Raw genomic sequence first — 19,081 nt, 5'->3', positions numbered from 1 at the left:
TCCTCGGCAGCGTGTCCGTGGGTGAGGGTCCCGCGGGCCGCACGGCCGCCCTCGGTTCACCGTCGCCGGGCAGCCGCACGGGGCAGGGGGGTGGCGCTGCGGGCGAGTGCGGTGGCGAGCTCGGCGGCGCTGGGCCGCCGGTGCGGCTCGTCGATCATGGCGGTGGCGACGGCCACCGCGACCGCGGCGGCATCCGGACCGGTGGCCTCCCGCATCGCCCCCAGCAGCAGATCAGCGAGGTCGTGCACGTCCGCCGAGGCCGCCTCGGGCGGAACCGGATCGGGCCGGGCGGCGTCGGCCAGCGCGGCGACCCCGAGGCCGGTCAGGACCGGGCGCCCGTTCGGCTCCAGCAGGATGTCCTCCCGTTCGAGCCGGCCGTGCACGATGCCGACCGCGTGCGCGGCGGCCAGCGCCTGCGCGACCGGCAGGCCGACGGTGACGACCTCGCCCGGGTCGAGGTCGCCGCGCAGCGCCAGCAGGCGGGCGAGGCTGAGCGCGCCGACGACCGGCTCGGTGATCAGCGCCAGCCCCTCCGCCGTCGGCAGCACCGCCACCACCGGGACGAGGTGCGGATGTTCCAGCTCCGCCAGCGCGCGGGCGGCGGAGACCGCCGCCGAGCGCAGCACCGGATCGGGGGCGAGACGCACCCGGCGCACGACGCACTCGATCCCGGACTGATCGAACTGACCCGCCCAGAGCTCACCGGAGCCCGCGTCCCGCAGCCGGGAACGCACGCTCACCCCCGGCACCTCGGGTGCCCCGCCGACGCGCCGCGCCGGCCTGTCCGCGGAATCGTCGGTGAAGGTCACAGGTAGCGACGCTAGGCTCAAACGGGGTGGGTCTGCATTGTTCTTCGTCCGGTTGTGGATAACTTTTTACGATCACTCCACCGGCGGAGCAACCGCCTGCGCCGATGTGGATGGGGACATGCCTGGTCACGGCGGGTGCGGGCCGGTGCCGGCCGGGATTGCGCGGCAGACCCTGCGGACCCGGGCCGGAAACCTGCGACGACCTCCGGCCCCCCGCGGCGGCGCGGATGTGCGGATGACGGACAATCGCCCGAGACCGGGTCCGGACGGCGGCGCCGGCCGACGAACCAGGGAGAGACCGCCCGTGCAGATCCTCGCCACCAGCGGCGGTTTCCTTCCCGACGGCCGGTACGGCGCGAAGGTCGGCCCGATCCTGACCCACGCGATCGACCTGGCCGACGCCGGCCCGCGGCCGCGGGTCTGCCTGCTGCAGACGGCGCTGGGCGATGACCAGGGCGCCTACGCCCGCGGGTACGCCGCGTTCAACCGCGACCGGCCCGACGTGCGAGTCTCCCATCTGGCGCTGTTCCCCATGCCGAACATCCCCGACATCCGGGCCCATCTGCTGGCCCAGGATGTGATCTGGGTCGGTGGCGGCAGCGTGGCGAACCTGCTCGCGGTCTGGGCGGTGCACGGGCTGGGTGAGATCCTCCGGGAGGCCTGGGAGGCCGGCGTCGTCCTCGGCGGCGTCTCGGCCGGCTCCCTGTGCTGGCACGTCGGCGGCACCACCGACTCGTTCGGCCCTGACCTGCGGCCGGTGACGAACGGCCTGGGCCTGCTGCCGTTCAGCAACACGCCGCACTACGACTCCGAGCCGGGCCGCCGCCCGCTGTTCCAGCGCCTCGTCGCCGACGGGACACTGCCGGCCGGCTGGGCGACCGACGACGGCGTCGGGCTGCACTTCCGCGGCACCGAGCTGGTGGAGGCCGTCGCCGACCGGCCCGGCGTGCACGCCTGGCGGGTCGAGCGCGGCGCGGATGGCGTCGCGCTCGAGACCGCGGTCGTGCCCCGGCTGCTATCCGGCGGGCCCGGCGGCGACGCCGCGCCGGACTCGGACGCCGCCGACTGACGCCGACCCCGGACTGGGCCGGCTGACGGGACGCCGGCCCGGACTGGCCGGTTGACGGGACGCCGGCCCGGACTGGGCCGGTTGGCGCCGGCCCGGACTCGGCCGCCTGGCGGGGCCCGGAGCTCCGTCCGAGCTCACAGCAGCCAGGCGCGGCGCGGGCGTAGGCTGAATGGCGTGGATGTTCTAAGGCTTTCCGTGGTCCCCTACCGCGAAGCGTGGGACATGCAGCGCTCCCTCGCCGAGGCCCGGGTGGCCGACGAGGTGGACGACACGCTCATCCTGGTGGAGCATCCCAGCGTCTACACCGCGGGCCGGCGCACGCAGCCCTTTGAACGGCCGCTGGACGGCACCGAGGTCGTCGACGTCGACCGCGGCGGCAAGATCACCTGGCACGGTCCGGGGCAGCTCGTCGGCTACCCGATCGTCAAGCTACCCCGCCCGCTCGACGTCGTCGCCTACGTGCGCGCTCTGGAGGAGGCCCTCATCGACTCCTGTGCGGAGCTGGGGCTGGCGACCCGCCAGGTTGACGGCCGCAGCGGCGTCTGGACGACGGACGGTCTGCGCAAGGTCGCCGCGATCGGCGTGCGGGTCCGCCAGGCGGTGACCACCCACGGCTTCGCGCTGACCTGCTCGTCGGACCTGGGTGCCTTCGGGCAGATCGTGCCCTGCGGCATCACCGACGCCGGGGTGACCAGCCTGTCCGCCGAGCTCGGCCGGGCGGTGACCGTCGCCGAGGCCCGGCCGGTCGTCGAGCGGCACACCCTGGCGGTGCTCGCCCGGTACCTCGGCGGGCGCAACCTCGGCGATCGCATCACCGCGCGGGTCGAACCGGCCGACGCGCCCCCGGCGTCCCCGGCGCAGCCGCAGCCCGGGACCGAGCGGATGGAGCTGGTGGGTTGAGCGCGGTCGCCCCCGAAGGTCGCCCCCTGCTGCGCCTTGAGGCGCGCAACGCGCAGACGCCGATCGAGCGCAAGCCGCCGTGGATTCGCACCCGGATGCGCACCGGCCCGGAGTACTCCGACGTCAAGGGTCTGGTGCGCTCCGCCGGTCTGCACACGGTGTGCGAGGAGGCCGGCTGCCCGAACATCTACGAGTGCTGGGAGGACCGCGAGGCGACCTTCCTGATCGGCGGGGACGTCTGCACCCGCCGGTGCGACTTCTGCCAGATCGACTCCGGCCGTCCCACCCCGCTGGACCGGGACGAGCCGCGACGGGTGGCGGAGTCGGTGCGCACGATGGGGCTGCGCTACGCCACTGTCACCGGCGTCGCCCGCGACGACCTGGCCGACGGGGGTTCCTGGCTGTACGCCGAGACGGTCCGCCGGATCCACGCGATGTCCGCGGGTACCGGGGTCGAGGTGCTCATCCCGGACTTCGGCGGGCGTGCCGACCAGCTCGGCGAGGTCTTCGGCGCGGCCCCCGAGGTGCTCGCGCACAACCTCGAGACGGTGCCGCGGATCTTCAAGCGCATCCGGCCGGCGTTCCGCTACGAGCGCTCCCTCGACGTGCTGCGCCAGGCCCGCGCGGCCGGGCTCGTCACGAAGTCGAATCTGATCCTGGGCCTCGGCGAGACCACCGAGGAGATCCACGAGGCGATGCGGGACCTGCACGCCGCCGGATGTGAACTACTCACCGTCACCCAGTATCTGCGGCCGACGCCCCGTCACCACCCGGTCGAGCGGTGGGTGCGGCCGGAGGAGTTCCTCGACTGGGAGCGCGTCGGCGCGGAGCTCGGCTTCTCCGGCGTCCTGTCCGGGCCGCTCGTGCGCTCGTCCTACCGGGCGGGCCGGCTCTACCAGCAGGCGATCACGGCCCGTGGCGAGGGCCACACCGCGGTGTCCGATGTCCCCAAAAGTGTGCTGGAAACCTCTCACACGCAGTGACGGTCACGCTGGTGGGCATCCCCCGGACGGGCTAGGCTACTCATCGTAGCGTCACCCCCTTGTGACGAGGGGGTCTCTCCCTCTGCCCATCATCGAGGTGTGCGCCCACGACCGTGCCGGGAGGTCGTTCCCATCGTGCTCCGTTCACTGCTCAGCGTTCTCGAAGAAGCGACCCTGCTCGTGCTGCCGCATGGGGGTCAGAAGACCGCGCGGCGTAACGCCTGGCGGGCGGCCGCCGACCTGCACGTCACGACGGGTTATCGATGGGTCGACCCGGTGTCGGTGACGCCGGCCGCACCCGGACCCGACGCGTTCGCGGGCGTCCCGGGCACCGAGGGCGCTGCCAGGATCTCTCGTCTGGCCGGCCTGGGCGGCGGCGCGGCCACCGCCCGGATCGGCAACGCCGTGCGCGGGCTCCCGCGGGTCGTCGCCGCCCCGAGCTGATCCCCGACCCGACGGCTGCCAGCGCCGTGGGAATCTCCGAGGCCACACGGATGGTCACGATAGATGATCATCGCGGGCGGTGACAGCCACACTGTGGCGGGCCCGCAGGCCGTAGGCTCGCGGTCATGGCACTGAGGAAGCAGCCGAGGGACACCGCGGGATCGTCGACCCCCGCGGCGGCGAGCAAGAACGCAGCGGCGGCAGCGGGCGGGAAGAACGGCGCGGGTCGGGGCGGCGCCTCGGGCCGCAGTGGCGGTGCGGGCGCGGGCGGCGCCGCGGAGGGCACCGGTTTCGCGGCCCGCCTCGCGCAGCTCCGGGTCGTCTTCAAGATCACCCGGCAGCGCGACCCGCAGGCGCTCTGGTTCACCCTGGCGGGCTTCGTCGTCCCGCTCGCGATCGGCATCGTGCTCGGCATCTTCGTCGGGCCGCTGTACCTGTGGATCCCGATCGCCGTCCTGCTCGGCGTCGTGGTCGCCCTGAACGTGTTCAGCCGGCGCGTCCAGCGCACCGCCTACGCGGAGATGGAGGGCAAGCCCGGAGCCGCCGCCGGGGTGGTCGAGCGGATGCGCGGCGACTGGCGGATCACTCCCGCGGTCGGCGTGAACCGCCACCAGGACGTGGTCCACCGCGTCGTCTCCCGCGCCGGCGTGGTGATCATCGCGGAGGGCCGCGGCCGCGGGCCGAGGGAGCTGCTCGTCGCGGAGAAGCGCCGCATCCGCAAGGTCGTCGGCGACACGCCGGTGACCGACATCATCGTCGGCACCGGCGAGGGCGAGACGCCGCTGCCGAAGCTCCAGGTCACGCTGATGCGGCTACGCAAGACGCTGCGCCGTGGCGAGGTGGACGCCCTCGACCGCCGGCTGCGTGCCATAGGCGGCGCGGCCCTGCCGATCCCGAAGGGACCGATCCCCCGCAACGTGCCCCGGGGCGGCCGCCTGCGCTGACGCGGGCACCGCAGACCAAACCCGACCAAACCCGACCCACCAGGCCCGCGCCCCGGATCAGGCCCGCCGGATCAGCCCTCCAGTCGGCCGCTCCGGCGGGCCGGCGTGCGCTAGCGGGCGGAGTCCGCGCGGACCGGGTCGCGCACCACGACGGTCCCGGCCGCACGGTCATGCAGGCCGCGCTGGTCACGGTCCCAGATGAACACGGGCACGAGCAGCGCCAGCAGCGCCGTGCGCACCGCGATCCACGGCCAGGTCTGCCGGCCGCGGTCGCGCAGCCGGATCACCCGCATACCCAGCAGCCGCATGCCGATCGTCTGGCCCCCGGTGCCGACGAGGATGAACTCCTCCAGCAGGAACACCAGGTAGATCGCCAGGCCGCGTACGTCGCCGGCGTAGTCGAGCCCGGCCAGGTACAGCACGCCGACGATCAGGTTCGCCACGACCGCGTCGATGAGGTAGGCACCCAGCCGCGGACCGAAGCCCACCACCGAGCCTCGGCCCTCCGCCGGCAGCCCCAGGCGGACGCCCGGCGGCGTGTCCCGGGGCAGACCAGGCCCTTCGAGCCAGCCTCCAAGTGCTCGTCCCACGACGCAAGCTTATCCGCCACACCAAGTTGCACCCAACAGATCACCAAGGGTGATAAAGTGCGCTCCTGTAACATAAACGAAACGACTTCGTGATGTCACGGGTCCACCGGGGCATGGCCGAAGACACATCGACATGACGTAACCTACAGGCTTGAGAAGCGTGACGGGACGCTGGAGGACGAATGTTCACAAAAGCCGAGGACGTGCTCCGTTACATCCGCGACGAGGACGTGCAGTTCATCGATGTGCGATTCTGTGATCTTCCCGGAATCATGCAGCACTTCACCATTCCGACGCAGGTCTTCGCTGAATCGGTCTTCACCGACGGGCTGATGTTCGACGGCTCCTCGATTCGCGGGTTTCAGGCCATTCACGAGTCCGACATGCTGCTGCTGCCGGACCCGCAGACCGCCTTCGTGGATCCGTTCCGTGAGCACAAGACCCTCGCGATGACGTTCTTCATCCACGACCCGATCACGAAGGAGCAGTACTCCCGGGACCCGCGCAACATCGCCAAGAAGGCGGAGACGTACCTGCGCGGTACCGGCATCGCCGACACGGCCTATTTCGGGCCCGAGGCGGAGTTCTACATCTTCGACGACGTCCGCTACGACTACAACCCCTACGGGTCGATGCACCAGGTCGACTCGGTCGAGGCCGCCTGGAACACCGCCCGGAAGGAAGAGGGCGGCAACCTCGGTTACAAGCCCCGGTTCAAGGGTGGCTATTTTCCGGTCCCGCCGACCGACCATTTCACGGACCTCCGCTCGGAGATGACCCGGGTCCTCTACGAGACCGGAATCACCGTCGAGATGCAGCACCACGAGGTGGGCACCGCGGGGCAGGCGGAGATCGACATCCGCTACGACACGTTGCTGAAGACCGCGGACAACCTGATGCTCTACAAGTACGTCATCCGCAACGTCGCCCGCAGCCGGGGCAAGACCGTCACCTTCATGCCGAAGCCGCTGTTCGAGGACAACGGCTCGGGCATGCACGTGCACTCCAGCCTGTGGAAGGAGGGCGAGCCGCTGTTCTACAGCCCCAACGGCTACGGCGGCCTGTCCGACACCGCGCGTTACTACATCGGCGGCCTGCTGCACCACGCGCCGGCGCTGCTCGCGTTCACCAACCCGACCACGAACTCCTACCGCCGGCTGGTCCCCGGCTACGAGGCGCCGGTCAATCTCGTCTACTCGGCGCGCAACCGCTCCGCGTGCTGCCGCATCCCGCTCGGCGGCGACTCGCCCAAGGCGAAGCGGGTCGAGTTCCGGGTCCCGGACCCGAGCTGCAACCCGTACCTGGCCTTTGCCGCGATGCTCATGGCGGGCCTGGACGGTATCCGCAACAAGATTGACCCGCCGGACCCGATCGACAAGGACCTCTACGAGCTCCCACCGGACGAGCTGGCCGCGGTGCCGCAGGTTCCCGGTTCGCTGGAGAAGGTGCTCGACGCGCTCGAGGCCGACAACGATTTCCTCCGCGAGGGCGACGTCTTCACCACCGATCTGATCGAGACCTGGCTGGAGTACAAGCGGCTCAACGAGGTCGACGCCATCCGGCTCCGGCCGCACCCGTACGAGTTCACCCTCTACTACGACATCTGACCGGCAGCGCCCCGCCCGGCGCAGCCCGGTCGGAACACCCGCCCGGCGCGCCCGGGACGCCGCGCGCACCATCTCCAGAACCGGCGGAAATTCCTGCCGGCCGCTCTCCGAGGCCCCGTTCCAGCAGCACCGGAACGGGGCCTCGGGCATGTTCGCCGACGGCATCCGAGCAAAATCCTCCGTGCTATCTGGGCGAGGCGGGGAAAATCGGCTCCCACCACCTTGGTACGGCCGGTCGGGCGGCATCGACGAAGCAATGCCCAGGTCCGGCCGTCAATACCATCTGTGACATACCAGAGACGAAGAATTAACAATCACGGAACGATGCGGTAACGGGGCCCGACGAAGCTCCGACCGAACCCTCCCGTCCACCGCGGCCTGGGTCGGCCTCCCCCAGGCCGATCACGAAGTCGCTCCGTTACGTGCAGGACCAACCACGGGGAGTATTGAGTGAGTTATCAGGCCGAGTACATCTGGATCGACGGCACCGAGCCCGAGCCGCTGATGCGCAGCAAGACCCGCATCATCAAGGACGGCAAGGAGCCGGAGATCTGGGGCTTCGACGGCTCGAGCACCAACCAGGCGCCGGGATCGAACTCGGACTGCGTGCTGCGTCCCGTCTTCGTCACGCCCGACCCGATCCGGGGCGGCGACAACATCCTGGTGCTGTGCGAGGTCGAGCTGACCGACTTCACGCCCCACCCGACCAACACCCGGGCGGCCACCCGCGCCGTCGCCGAGAAGTACGCCGACATGTCGCCGGCGTTCGGCATCGAGCAGGAGTACACCTTCTTCAAGGACGGCCGCCCGTACGGCTGGCCGGAAGTCGGGTACCCCGCGCCGCAGGGTCCGTACTACTGCGGCGTCGGCGGCTCGAAGATGCCCGGTCGCGAGATCGTCGAGAAGCACACCCAGGCGTGCCTCGACGCCGGCCTCGCCATCGAGGGCACCAACGCCGAGGTCATGATGGGCCAGTGGGAGTTCCAGATCGGGGTCCTGCCGGCGCCCGCCATCGGCGACCAGATCTGGCTGGGCCGCTGGCTGCTCCACCGGATCGCCGAGGACTACGGCGTCGAGGTGTCCTTCGCCGCGAAGCCGATCCCCGGTGACTGGAACGGTGCCGGCGCGCACACCAACTTCTCCACCAAGCAGACGATGGAGGGCTGGGACGCCATCGTCACGTGCTGCGAGGCGCTCGGCACGCGCGTCCTGGAGCACGTCACCCACTACGGCAACGGCATCCAGGACCGGCTGACCGGCAAGCACGAGACCGCCCCCTGGAACAAGTTCTCCTGGGGCGCGTCCGACCGCGGCGCCTCCATCCGCATCCCGTGGGCCGTCGAGAAGGCCAAGAAGGGCTGGCTGGAGGACCGTCGACCGAACGCGAACATGGACCCGTACCTGGTCTCCGCGCTCATGATCGACACCTGCTGCAGCGCCCTGGCCGGCGACAAGCCGACCCTGTTCGTGCCGTCGCAGACCGCTCCGGCGACCGCCGAGGCGAGCGTCTGAGCAGACCGACACGTCCGCCCAGACCGCCGGTTGAACAGTCCGGCGCTGCTGAGACAAGCCGACGCCGCTGAGGCAGATCGACGCGGCTGAGGCAGATCGACGCGGCTGGGCAGACATCGCGTCATGGCCGGGGCGCTCGCGCGGGGGAGCGCCGGCGCCCCGATCCCCCGGTTCGACGCAACGGTGCGCACCGCGACGTGAGGTGGCAGGTGACAAGGCCGGCCGGCCGAGACTCGCCCTCGGACGGCCGGCCTGTCGGCGTCCGGGGGCCAATTTCGTCCGCGCCGGCGCAAGCGTCCAGCGAGACGCGGGCGGGACCGGGCGGCGGCGCTCAGCCGAACTCGGAGGGCTCAGCCGAACTCGGAGGTTCGCTCGCGCGCGAAGACGTCCGCCACCACCGCCTGGGCCCGCGTCGCCAGCCGCCGATGCTCGGCGACCAGATCGCCGACGCCGTCGGCCGGCCAGCCCGCGGCCCGCGCCGTCGCCTCCAGGGACCCCGGGCGGTCCGGGATCACGTCCGGCCGCGGCCAGCCGGCGAGCGTGCTCGCGTTGCGCAGCCGCGACGCCGACAGCCAAGCCGACTGGAGGTCACTCGCCTCGGTCTCGCCGAGCAACCCGGCGACCACCGCGGCCCGCAGGCCGTCGAGCGTCGAGGTGGTGCGCAGCGACGGGACCTGCCGGCCGTGGCGCAGCTGGAGGAGCTGCACCGCCCACTCCACGTCGGTGAGCCCCCCGGGGCCGAACTTCAGATGGCGGGTGGGATCGACCCCGCGGGGGATCCGCTCGCGCCGCATCCGCCCGCGAAGCCGGATGATCTCGTCGATCGCCGTCGCCGGCAGCGTCGTCGGGTAGCGCACCGTGTCCGCAAGCCGGCAGAACCGGTAGGCAAGACCGGGATCGCCCGCCAGTGGCCGCGCCCGCAGCAGCGCCTGCGACTCCCAGTCCTGCGACCAGCGGCGGTAGTAGGCGTCGTAGGCGTCGAGGGTGCGTGACAGCGCGCCGCTGCGGCCCTCCGGACGCAGCGTCGTGTCCAGCCGCAGCGCCGGATCCGGGCCGGGCACGGCGAGGAGCCGGTGCAGCTCCCCGACCACCTCGGCGGCGGCCCGGTGCGCCTCCTGCGCCGAATGGCCCGGTCTGGCCTCGTGCACGAACAGGACGTCGGCGTCGCTGCCGTAGGACATCTCCGCCCCGCCGAGCCGGCCCATCGCGATGACGGAGATCCGCGCCGGCAGGGATTCGGGATCACCCCCGGCGATTCTGCGCTCCGCGACGAGCAGCGTGGCGGCGACCGTGGCGGCGGCGGCGTCGGCCAGGGCCCGCCCGACCGCGGCGACGTCGAGCAGGCCGAGCAGGTCCGCGCAGGCCACCCGGACCAGCTCCTCCCGGCGCACCGCCCGGGCCCGGCCGACGGCGTCCTCCCAGTCGGGGTTGCGGTTCGCGATCGCGAGCATCGTTCGGCTGAGCGTCTCCCGCGGCACCGGGACGAGGTCGGCCTCGGTACGCAGCAGCCGGACCGATTCGGGGGCCCTCGTCATCAGGTCGGCGACGTACCGGCTGGAGGCGAGCACCCGGGCGAGCCGGTCGGCGGCGCCGGCGGAGTCGCGTAGCAGCCGCAGGTACCAGGGTGCGCGGCCGAGCGCCTCACTGACCCTGCGGTAGGCCAGCAGGCCCGCGTCGGGATCGGGCGCGTCGGCGAGGGTCGGCAGCAGCGTCGGCAGCAGATGCCGCTGGATCGCGGCCGTCCGGCTCACCCCGCTGATCAGCGCCTCGATGTGGCGCAGCGAGCGGTCCGGGGCGGCGAATCCCAGCGCGGCGAGCCACTGCTGCGCCTCGGCGTGGGACAGCCGGATCTCCTCGGTCGACAGTCGGGCGACCGCCTCCAGCAGCGGGGCGTAGAACAGCTTCTGGTGCAGCGACCGGACGGTGCGCACGATCCGGGCGTGGGCGTCGGCGAAGTCCTGGCCGGTGCGCATCCCCATCGACCGGGCGAGCCAGCGCAGCTCGCCCGGGTCCCGGGGCAGGCTGTGCACCCGGCGCAGGCGTTGAAGCTGGAGCCGGTGCTCGGCGTTGCGCAGGAAGCGGTACGCCTCGGCGAGGTCGACGGCGTCACGCCGGCCCACGTACCCGCCGCGGGCGAGGCCGTCGAGGGCGGCCAGCGTCGAGCTCTCCCGCAGCTTCGCGTCCACCCGGCCGTGGACGAGCTGCAGGAGCTGGACGGCGAACTCGACGTCGCGCAGCCCGCCGGGGCCGAGCTTGAGGTTGCGCTCCGACTCCGCGCGCGACAGTGTCGCCTCGACCCGGCGCCGCATCGCCCGCACGTCGGCGACGAAGTCCGGCCGGGAGGCGGCGGTCCAGACCAGCGGCGCGACCATGGCGCAGAACTCGGCGCCGAGTGCCAGGTCGCCGGCGATCGGGCGGGCCTTGAGCAACGCCTGGAACTCCCAGGTCCGGGCCCAGCGGCGGTAGTAGGTGCGATGGCTGTCGAGGGTGCGCACCAGGACGCCGTCGCGGCCCTCCGGGCGCAGGCCGACGTCGACCTGGAACAACGCGCCCGCGGAGGTCACCAGCCCCGCAGCGCGGACCAGCCCCTCGGCCATCCGCGTCGCCGCCCGCAGGGCCGCCTCCGCGTCGGCCGCGTCGCCACCAGCCACCTCGCCGCCGGGCCCGTCCCGGCCGCGCTGCGCCCCGCCCGACTCAGCCGCGGTCGGCGGGGTGGCTCGCCCCGGCTCGGCGACGAACAGGACGTCGACGTCGCTGACGTAGTTCAGCTCCCGGCCCCCGCACTTGCCCATGCCGATGACGGCTAGGCGGACCGGGGGCAGGTCCAGGTCGAGGCCGGCGCGGGCGATCGCCAGCGCCGCGTCGAGCGCCGAACCGGCCAGGTCGGCGAGCTCCGCGGTGGCGTCGTCCAGCGCCACCGCGCCGGTCAGGTCCCGGGCGGCGACGACGAGCAGCGCCCGACGGTAGGCGACGCGCAGCGCGTCGAGGGTCGCCGGCCGGTCGTCGGCGGCGCGGGGCGCCCGGTCGGCGGGGTCCGCGCCGACCGCGCGCAGCAGCGCCGCCCGCACCCGGCCGGCATCCGGTGGGGCGCCGACCAGTTCGTCGGGCAGCAACACCCGCCAGTCCGCAGGATGGCGGGCCAGATGATCACCAAGCGCGCGGCTCGCGCCGAGCACTGCGCACAGCCGCTCGCGCAGCCCGGCGTGCCTGGCCAGGGCCGCGACGAGTCCCCGCCCGTCGGCCGGGCCGAGCGCGTCCACGAGCCGGTCCAGCGCGGCGAGGGCCAGGTCGGGGTCGGCCGCCGCGGCCAGCGCCCCGACCACGACGTTCACCGCGAGTCGGGCCTCCCCATCCGGCCGATGCTCGCGATCAGGCCGATGCTCGAGATCAGCCGGCGCCGCCGACCCGCCGAGCAGGCCGAGCCGTTCCATGGTCGCCGCCACCCGGTCGACGTCGCTGAAGCCGAGCCGGGCGAGCTGGGCGCCTACCGAGCTGCCGCGCGGATGGTCGGCCACGGGCTGCGCGGCGGATACGGCCGGGACCCGCGGCCATTCGGCACGCATGGCGGCACGCTCACAACACGGGCAGGTACCGGTCGATCTCGAACGGTGTCACCTGCCGGCGGTAGTCCTGCCACTCGGCCCGCTTGTTCCGCAGGAAGAACTCGAACAGCTCGTCGCCGAGGGTCTCCCGCACCAGCGAAGAGCGCTCCATCACCGTGATCGCCTCGGCCAGCGAGCCCGGCAGGGCGGTGATCCCCCGTTCCTGACGCTGGACGTCGGTGAGCGTCCATACGTCGTCGGCCGCCGGCGCGGGCAGATCGTAACCGCCCTGGACACCTCGCAGCCCGGCGGCCAGCACCAGCGCGAAGGTCAGGTACGGGTTGCACGCGCTGTCCGGCAGCCGGAACTCCACCCGGGTGGCCTGCGACTTGTGCAGCTTGTACAGCGGCACCCGGACCAGGGCCGACCGGTTGTTGTGGCCCCAGCACACGTAGGCGGGCGCCTCCAGGACCTCGCCGAGGCGCTGGTCGCCGATGAGCCGCTTGTAGGAGTTCACCCACTGGTTCGTCACCGCGGTGATCTCCGCGGCGTGCGTGAGCAGACCGGCGATGAACGCCTTGGCGACCTTCGAGAGCTGGTATTCGTCGGTCGGGTCGTGAAAGGCGTTGCGGTCACCCTCGAAAAGGCTCAGGTGGGTGTGCATGCCCGAACCGGCCTGATCACCGAACGGCTTCGGCATGAAGGTGGCATAGATTCCCTGCCGCAGCGCCACCTCCTTCACCACCTGACGGAAAGTCATGATGTTGTCAGCGATGGTGAGGGCGTCGGCGTAACGCAGGTCGATCTCCTGCTGCCCGGGCGCGACCTCGTGATGGCTGAACTCCACCGAGATGCCCAGCCGCTCCAGCATGCTGATCGCCTGCTGGCGGAAGTCATGGCTGATGTCGTTCGGCGTGAGGTCGAAGTAGCCCGACTCGTCGACCGGCGCCGGCATCGGCCCACCGCGCTTCGGCGGCTCCTTGAGCAGGAAGAACTCGATCTCGGGATGCGTGTAGAAGGTGAAGCCCGCATCCGCCGCCCGGGCCAGGGTGCGGCGCAGCACCCACCGCGAGTCCGCGGCGGCCGGCGCCCCATCCGGCATGATCAGGTCACAGAACATCCGCGCGGTGAGCGGATGCTCACCGCGCCACGGAAGCACCTGGAACGTGGACGGGTCCGGCCGGGCCAGCATGTCGGCCTCGTGCACCCGCGCAAAGCCCTCGATCGCGGAACCGTCGAAACCGATGCCCTCGGCGAGCGCGCCCTCGAGCTCGGCGGGCGCGATCTCCACAGATTTCAGGTAGCCGAGCACGTCGGTGAACCAGAGCCGAACGAAGCGGATGTCCCGCTCCTCCAGAGTCCGTAGAACGAACTCCTGCTGTTTGTCCATGGTGCCTCCGCGCTGAGGTGGGGACTCGACCATACGGGCCGCCCGGTCAGCCTGACCCGACCATAGCGAGGACGCCGCTCCGCCGCCGTGATGTTGCGTACCGGCAACCAGACCGCCAACGCTGCGTCACGTCCTGCTCGCGGCACCTATCACACGGTCTACCCCGCAACCCACGGCCGCACCGCGGATCATGCCGGCGCGGAGCTTGTCATGCCTGACCTTTGCGCCCCATCCCCAGCGCCTTCCGGTAGAGCTCCGGGACGCGGTAACGTTCGGCCTCGTCCCGGGAGCCGGAGTCGATCCCGAGCAGGCCGACCTCGAGCCCGAGATCCACCACGTCCGACTCCACCTGCAGCTCACGGGCCGGAAACGGCGTGCGCCCGATCGCCCGCAGCGCGTCGAACAGTGGGACGAGCTCGGCGAACTCCTCCTCCAGCGAGACGATTTCCTGATCGCTGATGTCATCCAGCGATTCCACCAGTGCTCGGGGCCGGATGAGGCTGCGTTCGTAGGGCGACGCCGAATACCAGCCACGCTCCCGGCCAGCCGCGAAATCGAACAGCCGCACCAGCGATCGGGGCGAATGGTCGCCGTTGCTGTCCGCGAGTCGGCGCCACACCCAGTTGTAGGTGAAGGCTGTCTTGCCCCCGGAGATCCGCTCCCCGACCAGCACCCGCCAGGCATCGATCACCCGGGATTGCGGCCATGAATCGACCACGGCCGGCGAGAGCCTCTCCGACCCGACGTCGGGCATTCTCTGCCGCATGAGCTCGGCAACCTCGCCGGCCCGCAGCGCCTGCTTGATCACAACCTTGAGGTAGTCGGTCTGGTCCGCCCAGGACAGCCGCACGTAACGGCCGTAGAGATGAGATTTGTTCGGCAGTTGGACGGTGCGCCAGATGTCCTCCCGCAGAAGGATCTTCATCCGGAGGTTGACGAGTTCGTCCGCTCGCTCGGACAGCAGCGACAGCAGGCCGCCGACGCCGTCGCGCCGCCTTTCAAGGTCGCCCGGAGTGCTACCGAAACCGACGTCGAGACCATCGAACAGCAGGAGGGTGTCATGCGGCATCGTAGCGTCCAGCTCGCGGATCCACTGCCAGCCGACGAGTCCGGCGTCCCGGATCGCGAGCATCCTGCGCACGTCCTCGACCAGGTCGAGCGCGGTGTACTCGGGCTCGTCCTTCGCGTTGCAGGCCAGCTCGCCGAAGGCCGGGGGCACGGGGAGAGCGTCGTCACCGCGGAGCACGATCGCCACCCCGATCAGCAACGTCCAGGCCACCCGCCAGTCGTCGCCACCGGCCGCTAGCGCCGCACCCACCGACTTGTATGTCTCGCTGGACGGCATCCATGGCCGTCGCATGGGCAGGCGGGGCGGGCTGGTCACCACGAGGTTCCCGCCCACGGTGGCGAGTCGGCGGAACAGCGCGGTCTTGCCGGTGCCCTTGCGCCCCAGGATGAGGGGGATGTCGGCCCGGGTGGCCCGCCCGACCGTCTCGGTCTGGAGGAACGTCTCCTTAAATTCGGCCTCCGACTGGTCCTCTGCGGTGCCGGCCGAGAACCGCAGCTCGGCCAGGGCGGCGGATTTCGAGGTCGGCGCAAGCGCGGCCGACGCCCCCGGGTCACCCGGTTCCTCGGCTGCCGATCCCGGGACGAAACCCTTGATCCATTCACTGATCGGCGCGTACGCACCGATCCCGGTCTCGGTGACGACGCTGTCGGTTCCGGCCACGTCCTCGCTGTAGCCGATGACGTGGATGAGCTCCTCGACCTCCCCGAAGGCAGCCTGGCCACCCTCGACGACCGCGGGCGCGAGCCACTCGCCGATCCAGTCGGCGGCCCGGTCCTCGTAGCGGCGACGGATCTCCGGCGCCCCCGCGCCTGGCACCGGACTGACGACAAACCGTGGTTCGGGCGTATAGGAACGTTCGGACCTCGCGGCCAGCAGCGCCCGCGTCAACGCCCGCGTGCCCACCCGCGCCTGTGGATGCGGAAAGAAGGTGATGACGGCGATGTCGGCGACGTCGAACAGCAGCGGCGCCGACAGCGGGCTGATGCCGGTCCGGGCGTCGATGAGGACAATCTGCGGGGCGATCCGCAGGCGGCCTACGGCGGCGATGAGGTCCCGCAGCGGGTTGTTCTCCTCCCGATACCATGCCGCCGGGTCAAGCTGGGCGAGCTGGCGAGCGTAGTTCGCATCCGGATGACCCGCGGGAAGCAGGTACAGCTCGCGGTCGGGGTGCACGCGCAGCAGATGAGGCGTGACGTCCGGGGCACGCCCGGCGATCTCGGCCTCCAGCAGCAGCGGCACGATGCCCCGTCCAGGCTCCACTTCCCGCTCGACGTCGAAGAGCGCCGCGAGACCTGGCGCCTCAAGATCCATGTCGAGGCAGAGGACCCGGTGCTCCCGAGCGAGCAGCAGGGCAGTGTAGGCGAGCGACGTGGACCTTCCGACGCCCCCGCGCAAGGAATAGAACGTCGCTATCAGCGGCTCGGCGAGAAAGTCGTCCGACCGGGAGGGTAGGCGGACCTCGATCGGCTCCTGCTGGCCGCGCGCGAGCGAATCCGGCCACAGCGGAAGCTCCAACGCCTCGTGCCGCAGGAGGTCAGCCATTCCATCGGCCGCGGATGCAGCCGCCTCATCGGGCGTCAGAAGAACGATGATTGCGATTTCGGAATCCGGCAGAATCGAGCCGAACGCAAGCGAACGTCGCTCGGCCAGAATCTGACCGTAGAAAAGCCGGGTGACCACCCGGATCCGATAGCCACGAAACGGATCCGGCGCCACCTGTACCTGCGCCAGGTGGTCACGCTCGCGCAGCCGGCTCAGGACGGCCTCGCGGATCCGATCCGCCGCCTCCTGGCCGCTGTTCGGCATGTCCACGCCTCCCACCCTTGTCGGTGTGATCGAGCCGAGGCGAGAGCCTTGGCATAAGCCTCGACGACGTATCCCATGAAGTACAGCGCCGCGAGCTGACGCGACTGCGCGTGCAGCACCTCCGCGTCGGTGCCACGCTCACGGGCGACGGCCGCCCAGGGTCGGCCCGCCTACGCCATGCCGGATCCAGCGCCCCGCCTCCCCCGCCCCCTCGCAGCAACATCTTCATGCGAGTGTAACCAGTCGGTATCGGGGCGGATTCATGCATCGGAACCGAATCCGGAGGGCGAGCTCATCGGGACACGACTGTCCCTCCACGTCACAGACAGGTATGACGTGGAGGGAGTCCGGTCAGACCTGGATGCGGCGGTTGACGGCGTCGAGGATCTCGGCGACGGCGTCGTCGACGGGCACGCCGTTGCGCTGGGAGCCGTCGCGGAAGCGGAACGACACCGCACCCTTGGCGACGTCGTCGTCCCCGGCGAGCAGCATGAAGGGCACCTTCTGCCTCTGCGCCGTGCGAATCTTCTTCTGCATCCGGTCGTCGGAGGAGTCGACCTCCACCCGGATGCCGTGGGCGGCCAGCTTCGCCGCGACGCCATCGAGGTAGGGCACGTGCTCGTCGGTGATCGGGATGCCGACCACCTGGACCGGAGCCAGCCACGGCGGCAGCGCCCCGGCGTAGTGCTCGATCAGGATGGCGAGGAACCGCTCGATGGTCCCGAACAGCGCCCGGTGGATCATGAAGGGCCGCTGGCGGGTGCCGTCCGCGGCCTGGTACTCCAGGTCGAAGCGCTGCGGTAGCTGGAAGTCGACCTGGATGGTGGACAGCTGCCAGGTCCGGCCGATGGCGTCGCGGGCCTGCACGGAGATCTTGGGGCCGTAGAACGCGCCGCCGCCCGGGTCCATGACGAGCTCCAGGTCCTGCTTCTGCGCGGCCTGGCGCAGCAGCTCGGTGGCCTCCTCCCACTCGGCGTCGGTGCCGACGGCCTTGCCCTCCGGCCTGGTCGACAGCTCCAGGTAGAAGTCGCTGAGCCCGTAGTCCCGCAGCAGCCCCAGGACGAACGTCAGCACGCTGTCGAGCTCGGCGGGGAGCTGGTCGCGGGCGCAGAACAGGTGGGCGTCGTCCTGGGTGAGCCCGCGCACCCGGGTCAGGCCGTGCACCACCCCGGACTTCTCGTACCGGTAGACCGTGCCGAACTCGAACAGCCGCAGCGGCAGCTCCCGGTACGACCGGCCGCGCGACCGGTAGATCAGAATGTGCATCGGGCAGTTCATCGGCTTGAGGTAGTAGTCGGTGCCGCCGTCGAGCTCCATGGGCGGGTACATGCCGTCGGCGAACCAGTCCAGGTGACCGGAGATCTCGTACAGGTCCGACTTGGTGATGTGCGGGGTGTTGACGAACGAGTACCCGTCCTCGATGTGCCGGCGCCGCGCGTAGTCCTCCATGGCGGTGCGGATCGCGCCGCCCTTGGGGTGGAACACGGCCAGGCCCGGCCCGATCTCGGTCGGGAAGGAGAACAGGTCCAGCTCGGCCCCGAGGCGGCGGTGGTCGCGCTTCTCCGCCTCGGCGAGCCTGGTCTGGTAGGCCTTGAGGGCGTCGCGAGACTCCCAGGCGGTCCCGTAGATGCGCTGCAGCTGCGGGTTCTTCTCGCTGCCCCGCCAGTAGGCCGCCGCGGAGCGCAGGATCGCGAACGCCGGGATCGACCGGGTGCTCGGCACGTGCGGCCCCCGGCAGAGATCCTTCCAGCACAGCTCGCCGGTCTTCGCGTCGAGGTTGTCGTAGATCGTCAGCTCGCCGGCGCCGACCTCGACGCTGGCCTCGGCGTCGTCGCCCGCGCTCGCCTTCAGCCCGATCAGCTCGATCTTGTACGGCTCGGCGGCGAGCTCGGCGCGGGCCTGCTCCTCGGTGACCACCCGGCGGGAGAACCGCTGGCCGGCCTTGATGATGGCCTGCGCCTTCTTTTCGATGGCCTTCAGGTCGTCCGGGGTGAACGGCGTCTCGACGTCGAAGTCGTAGTAGAAGCCGTTGTCGATGGGCGGGCCGATACCGAGGCGGGCCTTCGGAAAGAGTTCCTGGACGGCCTGGGCGACGACGTGCGCCGCGGAGTGCCGCACGATGGCCCGGCCGGCCGGCGAGTCGATCGCGATGGGCTCGACGACGGCGCCGTCGTCGAGGACATGCGCCAGGTCACGCTGCTGGCCGTCGACCAGGGCGGCGATGACGTCGCGGTCGTCGGCGAACAGCTCGGCGGCCGTCGTCCCGGTCGGCACCACCCGCGGATCGCTGCGCTGGGCGTGCTGGACGGTAACGCGGACGTCGGACACCGAAAGTCTCCTGTTGCGGTAAGACGCGTGCGCGGGGATCGCCGCGCCGACGACGTGTCGCCGGCCCTGCGGGCGACCCCACGGCGGG

13 protein-coding genes are annotated in these 19,081 nt (G+C 71.4%); 7 read left to right on the top strand and 6 right to left on the bottom strand.

Translation table 11 applies throughout. The annotated features are described in order from the left end of the window. Positions 1-56: 56 nt before the first annotated feature. Positions 57-740, bottom strand: a complete 684-nt coding sequence (locus FRAQA3DRAFT_RS32195) for a protein kinase (protein WP_009742865.1) — start codon at positions 738-740, stop codon at positions 57-59. Positions 741-1,113: 373 nt separating this feature from the next. Between FRAQA3DRAFT_RS32195 and FRAQA3DRAFT_RS30270 the strand changes: the two genes are divergently transcribed. From FRAQA3DRAFT_RS30270 to FRAQA3DRAFT_RS30250, 5 genes are all read left to right on the top strand, one after another. Continuing rightward, positions 1,114-1,878 (top strand): peptidase E, encoded by a 765-nt coding sequence (locus FRAQA3DRAFT_RS30270; protein ID WP_009742864.1) that lies wholly within the window; start codon positions 1,114-1,116, stop codon positions 1,876-1,878. Positions 1,879-2,100: 222 nt separating this feature from the next. Beyond that, entirely contained in the window at positions 2,101-2,778 is a 678-nt protein-coding gene (gene lipB / locus FRAQA3DRAFT_RS30265) for a lipoyl(octanoyl) transferase LipB (RefSeq protein ID WP_304412991.1), read from the top strand. Beyond that, positions 2,775-3,761: a lipoyl synthase gene (gene lipA, locus FRAQA3DRAFT_RS30260; protein ID WP_009742862.1), complete on the top strand. Its 987-nt coding sequence runs from the start codon at positions 2,775-2,777 to the stop codon at positions 3,759-3,761. Before lipB ends, lipA begins: the two co-directional genes overlap by 4 nt. 135 nt (positions 3,762-3,896) lie before the next feature. Continuing rightward, entirely contained in the window at positions 3,897-4,205 is a 309-nt protein-coding gene (locus FRAQA3DRAFT_RS30255) for a hypothetical protein (RefSeq protein WP_009742861.1), read from the top strand. 125 nt (positions 4,206-4,330) lie between these two features. Next, positions 4,331-5,149, top strand: a complete 819-nt coding sequence (locus FRAQA3DRAFT_RS30250) for a DUF4191 domain-containing protein (protein WP_009742860.1) — start codon at positions 4,331-4,333, stop codon at positions 5,147-5,149. A gap of 110 nt (positions 5,150-5,259) precedes the next feature. Here FRAQA3DRAFT_RS30250 and FRAQA3DRAFT_RS30245 read toward each other — a convergent pair whose 3' ends face one another. After that, positions 5,260-5,739 (bottom strand): RDD family protein, encoded by a 480-nt coding sequence (locus tag FRAQA3DRAFT_RS30245; RefSeq protein WP_009742859.1) that lies wholly within the window; start codon positions 5,737-5,739, stop codon positions 5,260-5,262. A 182-nt stretch (positions 5,740-5,921) separates the two neighbouring features. Between FRAQA3DRAFT_RS30245 and glnA (FRAQA3DRAFT_RS30240) the strand changes: the two genes are divergently transcribed. Together glnA (FRAQA3DRAFT_RS30240) and glnII are read left to right on the top strand one after the other, a co-directional pair. Then, complete coding sequence (gene glnA, locus FRAQA3DRAFT_RS30240) at positions 5,922-7,346, top strand: type I glutamate--ammonia ligase (RefSeq protein ID WP_009742858.1); 1,425 nt, start codon at positions 5,922-5,924, stop codon at positions 7,344-7,346. Between the two features lie 450 nt (positions 7,347-7,796). Beyond that, the gene (gene glnII, locus FRAQA3DRAFT_RS30235; protein ID WP_009742857.1) at positions 7,797-8,858 is read left to right on the top strand and encodes a glutamine synthetase GlnII; all 1,062 of its coding nucleotides are present in this window, start codon (positions 7,797-7,799) and stop codon (positions 8,856-8,858) included. Between the two features lie 350 nt (positions 8,859-9,208). On the opposite strand, the gene FRAQA3DRAFT_RS30230 is transcribed toward glnII, so the two are convergent. From FRAQA3DRAFT_RS30230 to thrS, 4 genes are all read right to left on the bottom strand, one after another. Beyond that, positions 9,209-12,421 carry a bifunctional [glutamine synthetase] adenylyltransferase/[glutamine synthetase]-adenylyl-L-tyrosine phosphorylase gene (locus FRAQA3DRAFT_RS30230; RefSeq protein ID WP_009742856.1) on the bottom strand — a complete coding sequence of 1,071 codons (3,213 nt, stop codon included), beginning with the start codon at positions 12,419-12,421 and terminating at the stop codon, positions 9,209-9,211. Between the two features lie 10 nt (positions 12,422-12,431). Continuing rightward, a complete protein-coding gene (gene glnA, locus FRAQA3DRAFT_RS30225; protein ID WP_009742855.1) occupies positions 12,432-13,790 on the bottom strand; it encodes a type I glutamate--ammonia ligase in 1,359 nt (452 codons plus the stop codon). A 208-nt stretch (positions 13,791-13,998) separates the two neighbouring features. After that, the gene (locus FRAQA3DRAFT_RS30220) at positions 13,999-16,665 is read right to left on the bottom strand and encodes a KGGVGR-motif variant AAA ATPase (protein ID WP_009742854.1); all 2,667 of its coding nucleotides are present in this window, start codon (positions 16,663-16,665) and stop codon (positions 13,999-14,001) included. Between the two features lie 351 nt (positions 16,666-17,016). Continuing rightward, positions 17,017-18,993, bottom strand: a complete 1,977-nt coding sequence (gene thrS / locus FRAQA3DRAFT_RS30215; protein WP_009742853.1) for a threonine--tRNA ligase — start codon at positions 18,991-18,993, stop codon at positions 17,017-17,019. Positions 18,994-19,081 lie beyond the last annotated feature (88 nt).

It is taken from the genome of Frankia sp. QA3 (assembly GCF_000262465.1).
Classification (GTDB): Bacteria; Actinomycetota; Actinomycetes; order Frankiales; family Frankiaceae; genus Frankia.
Note: the sequence above shows the minus strand (reverse complement) of the source record. Positions and strands in the feature narration are given on the sequence as shown.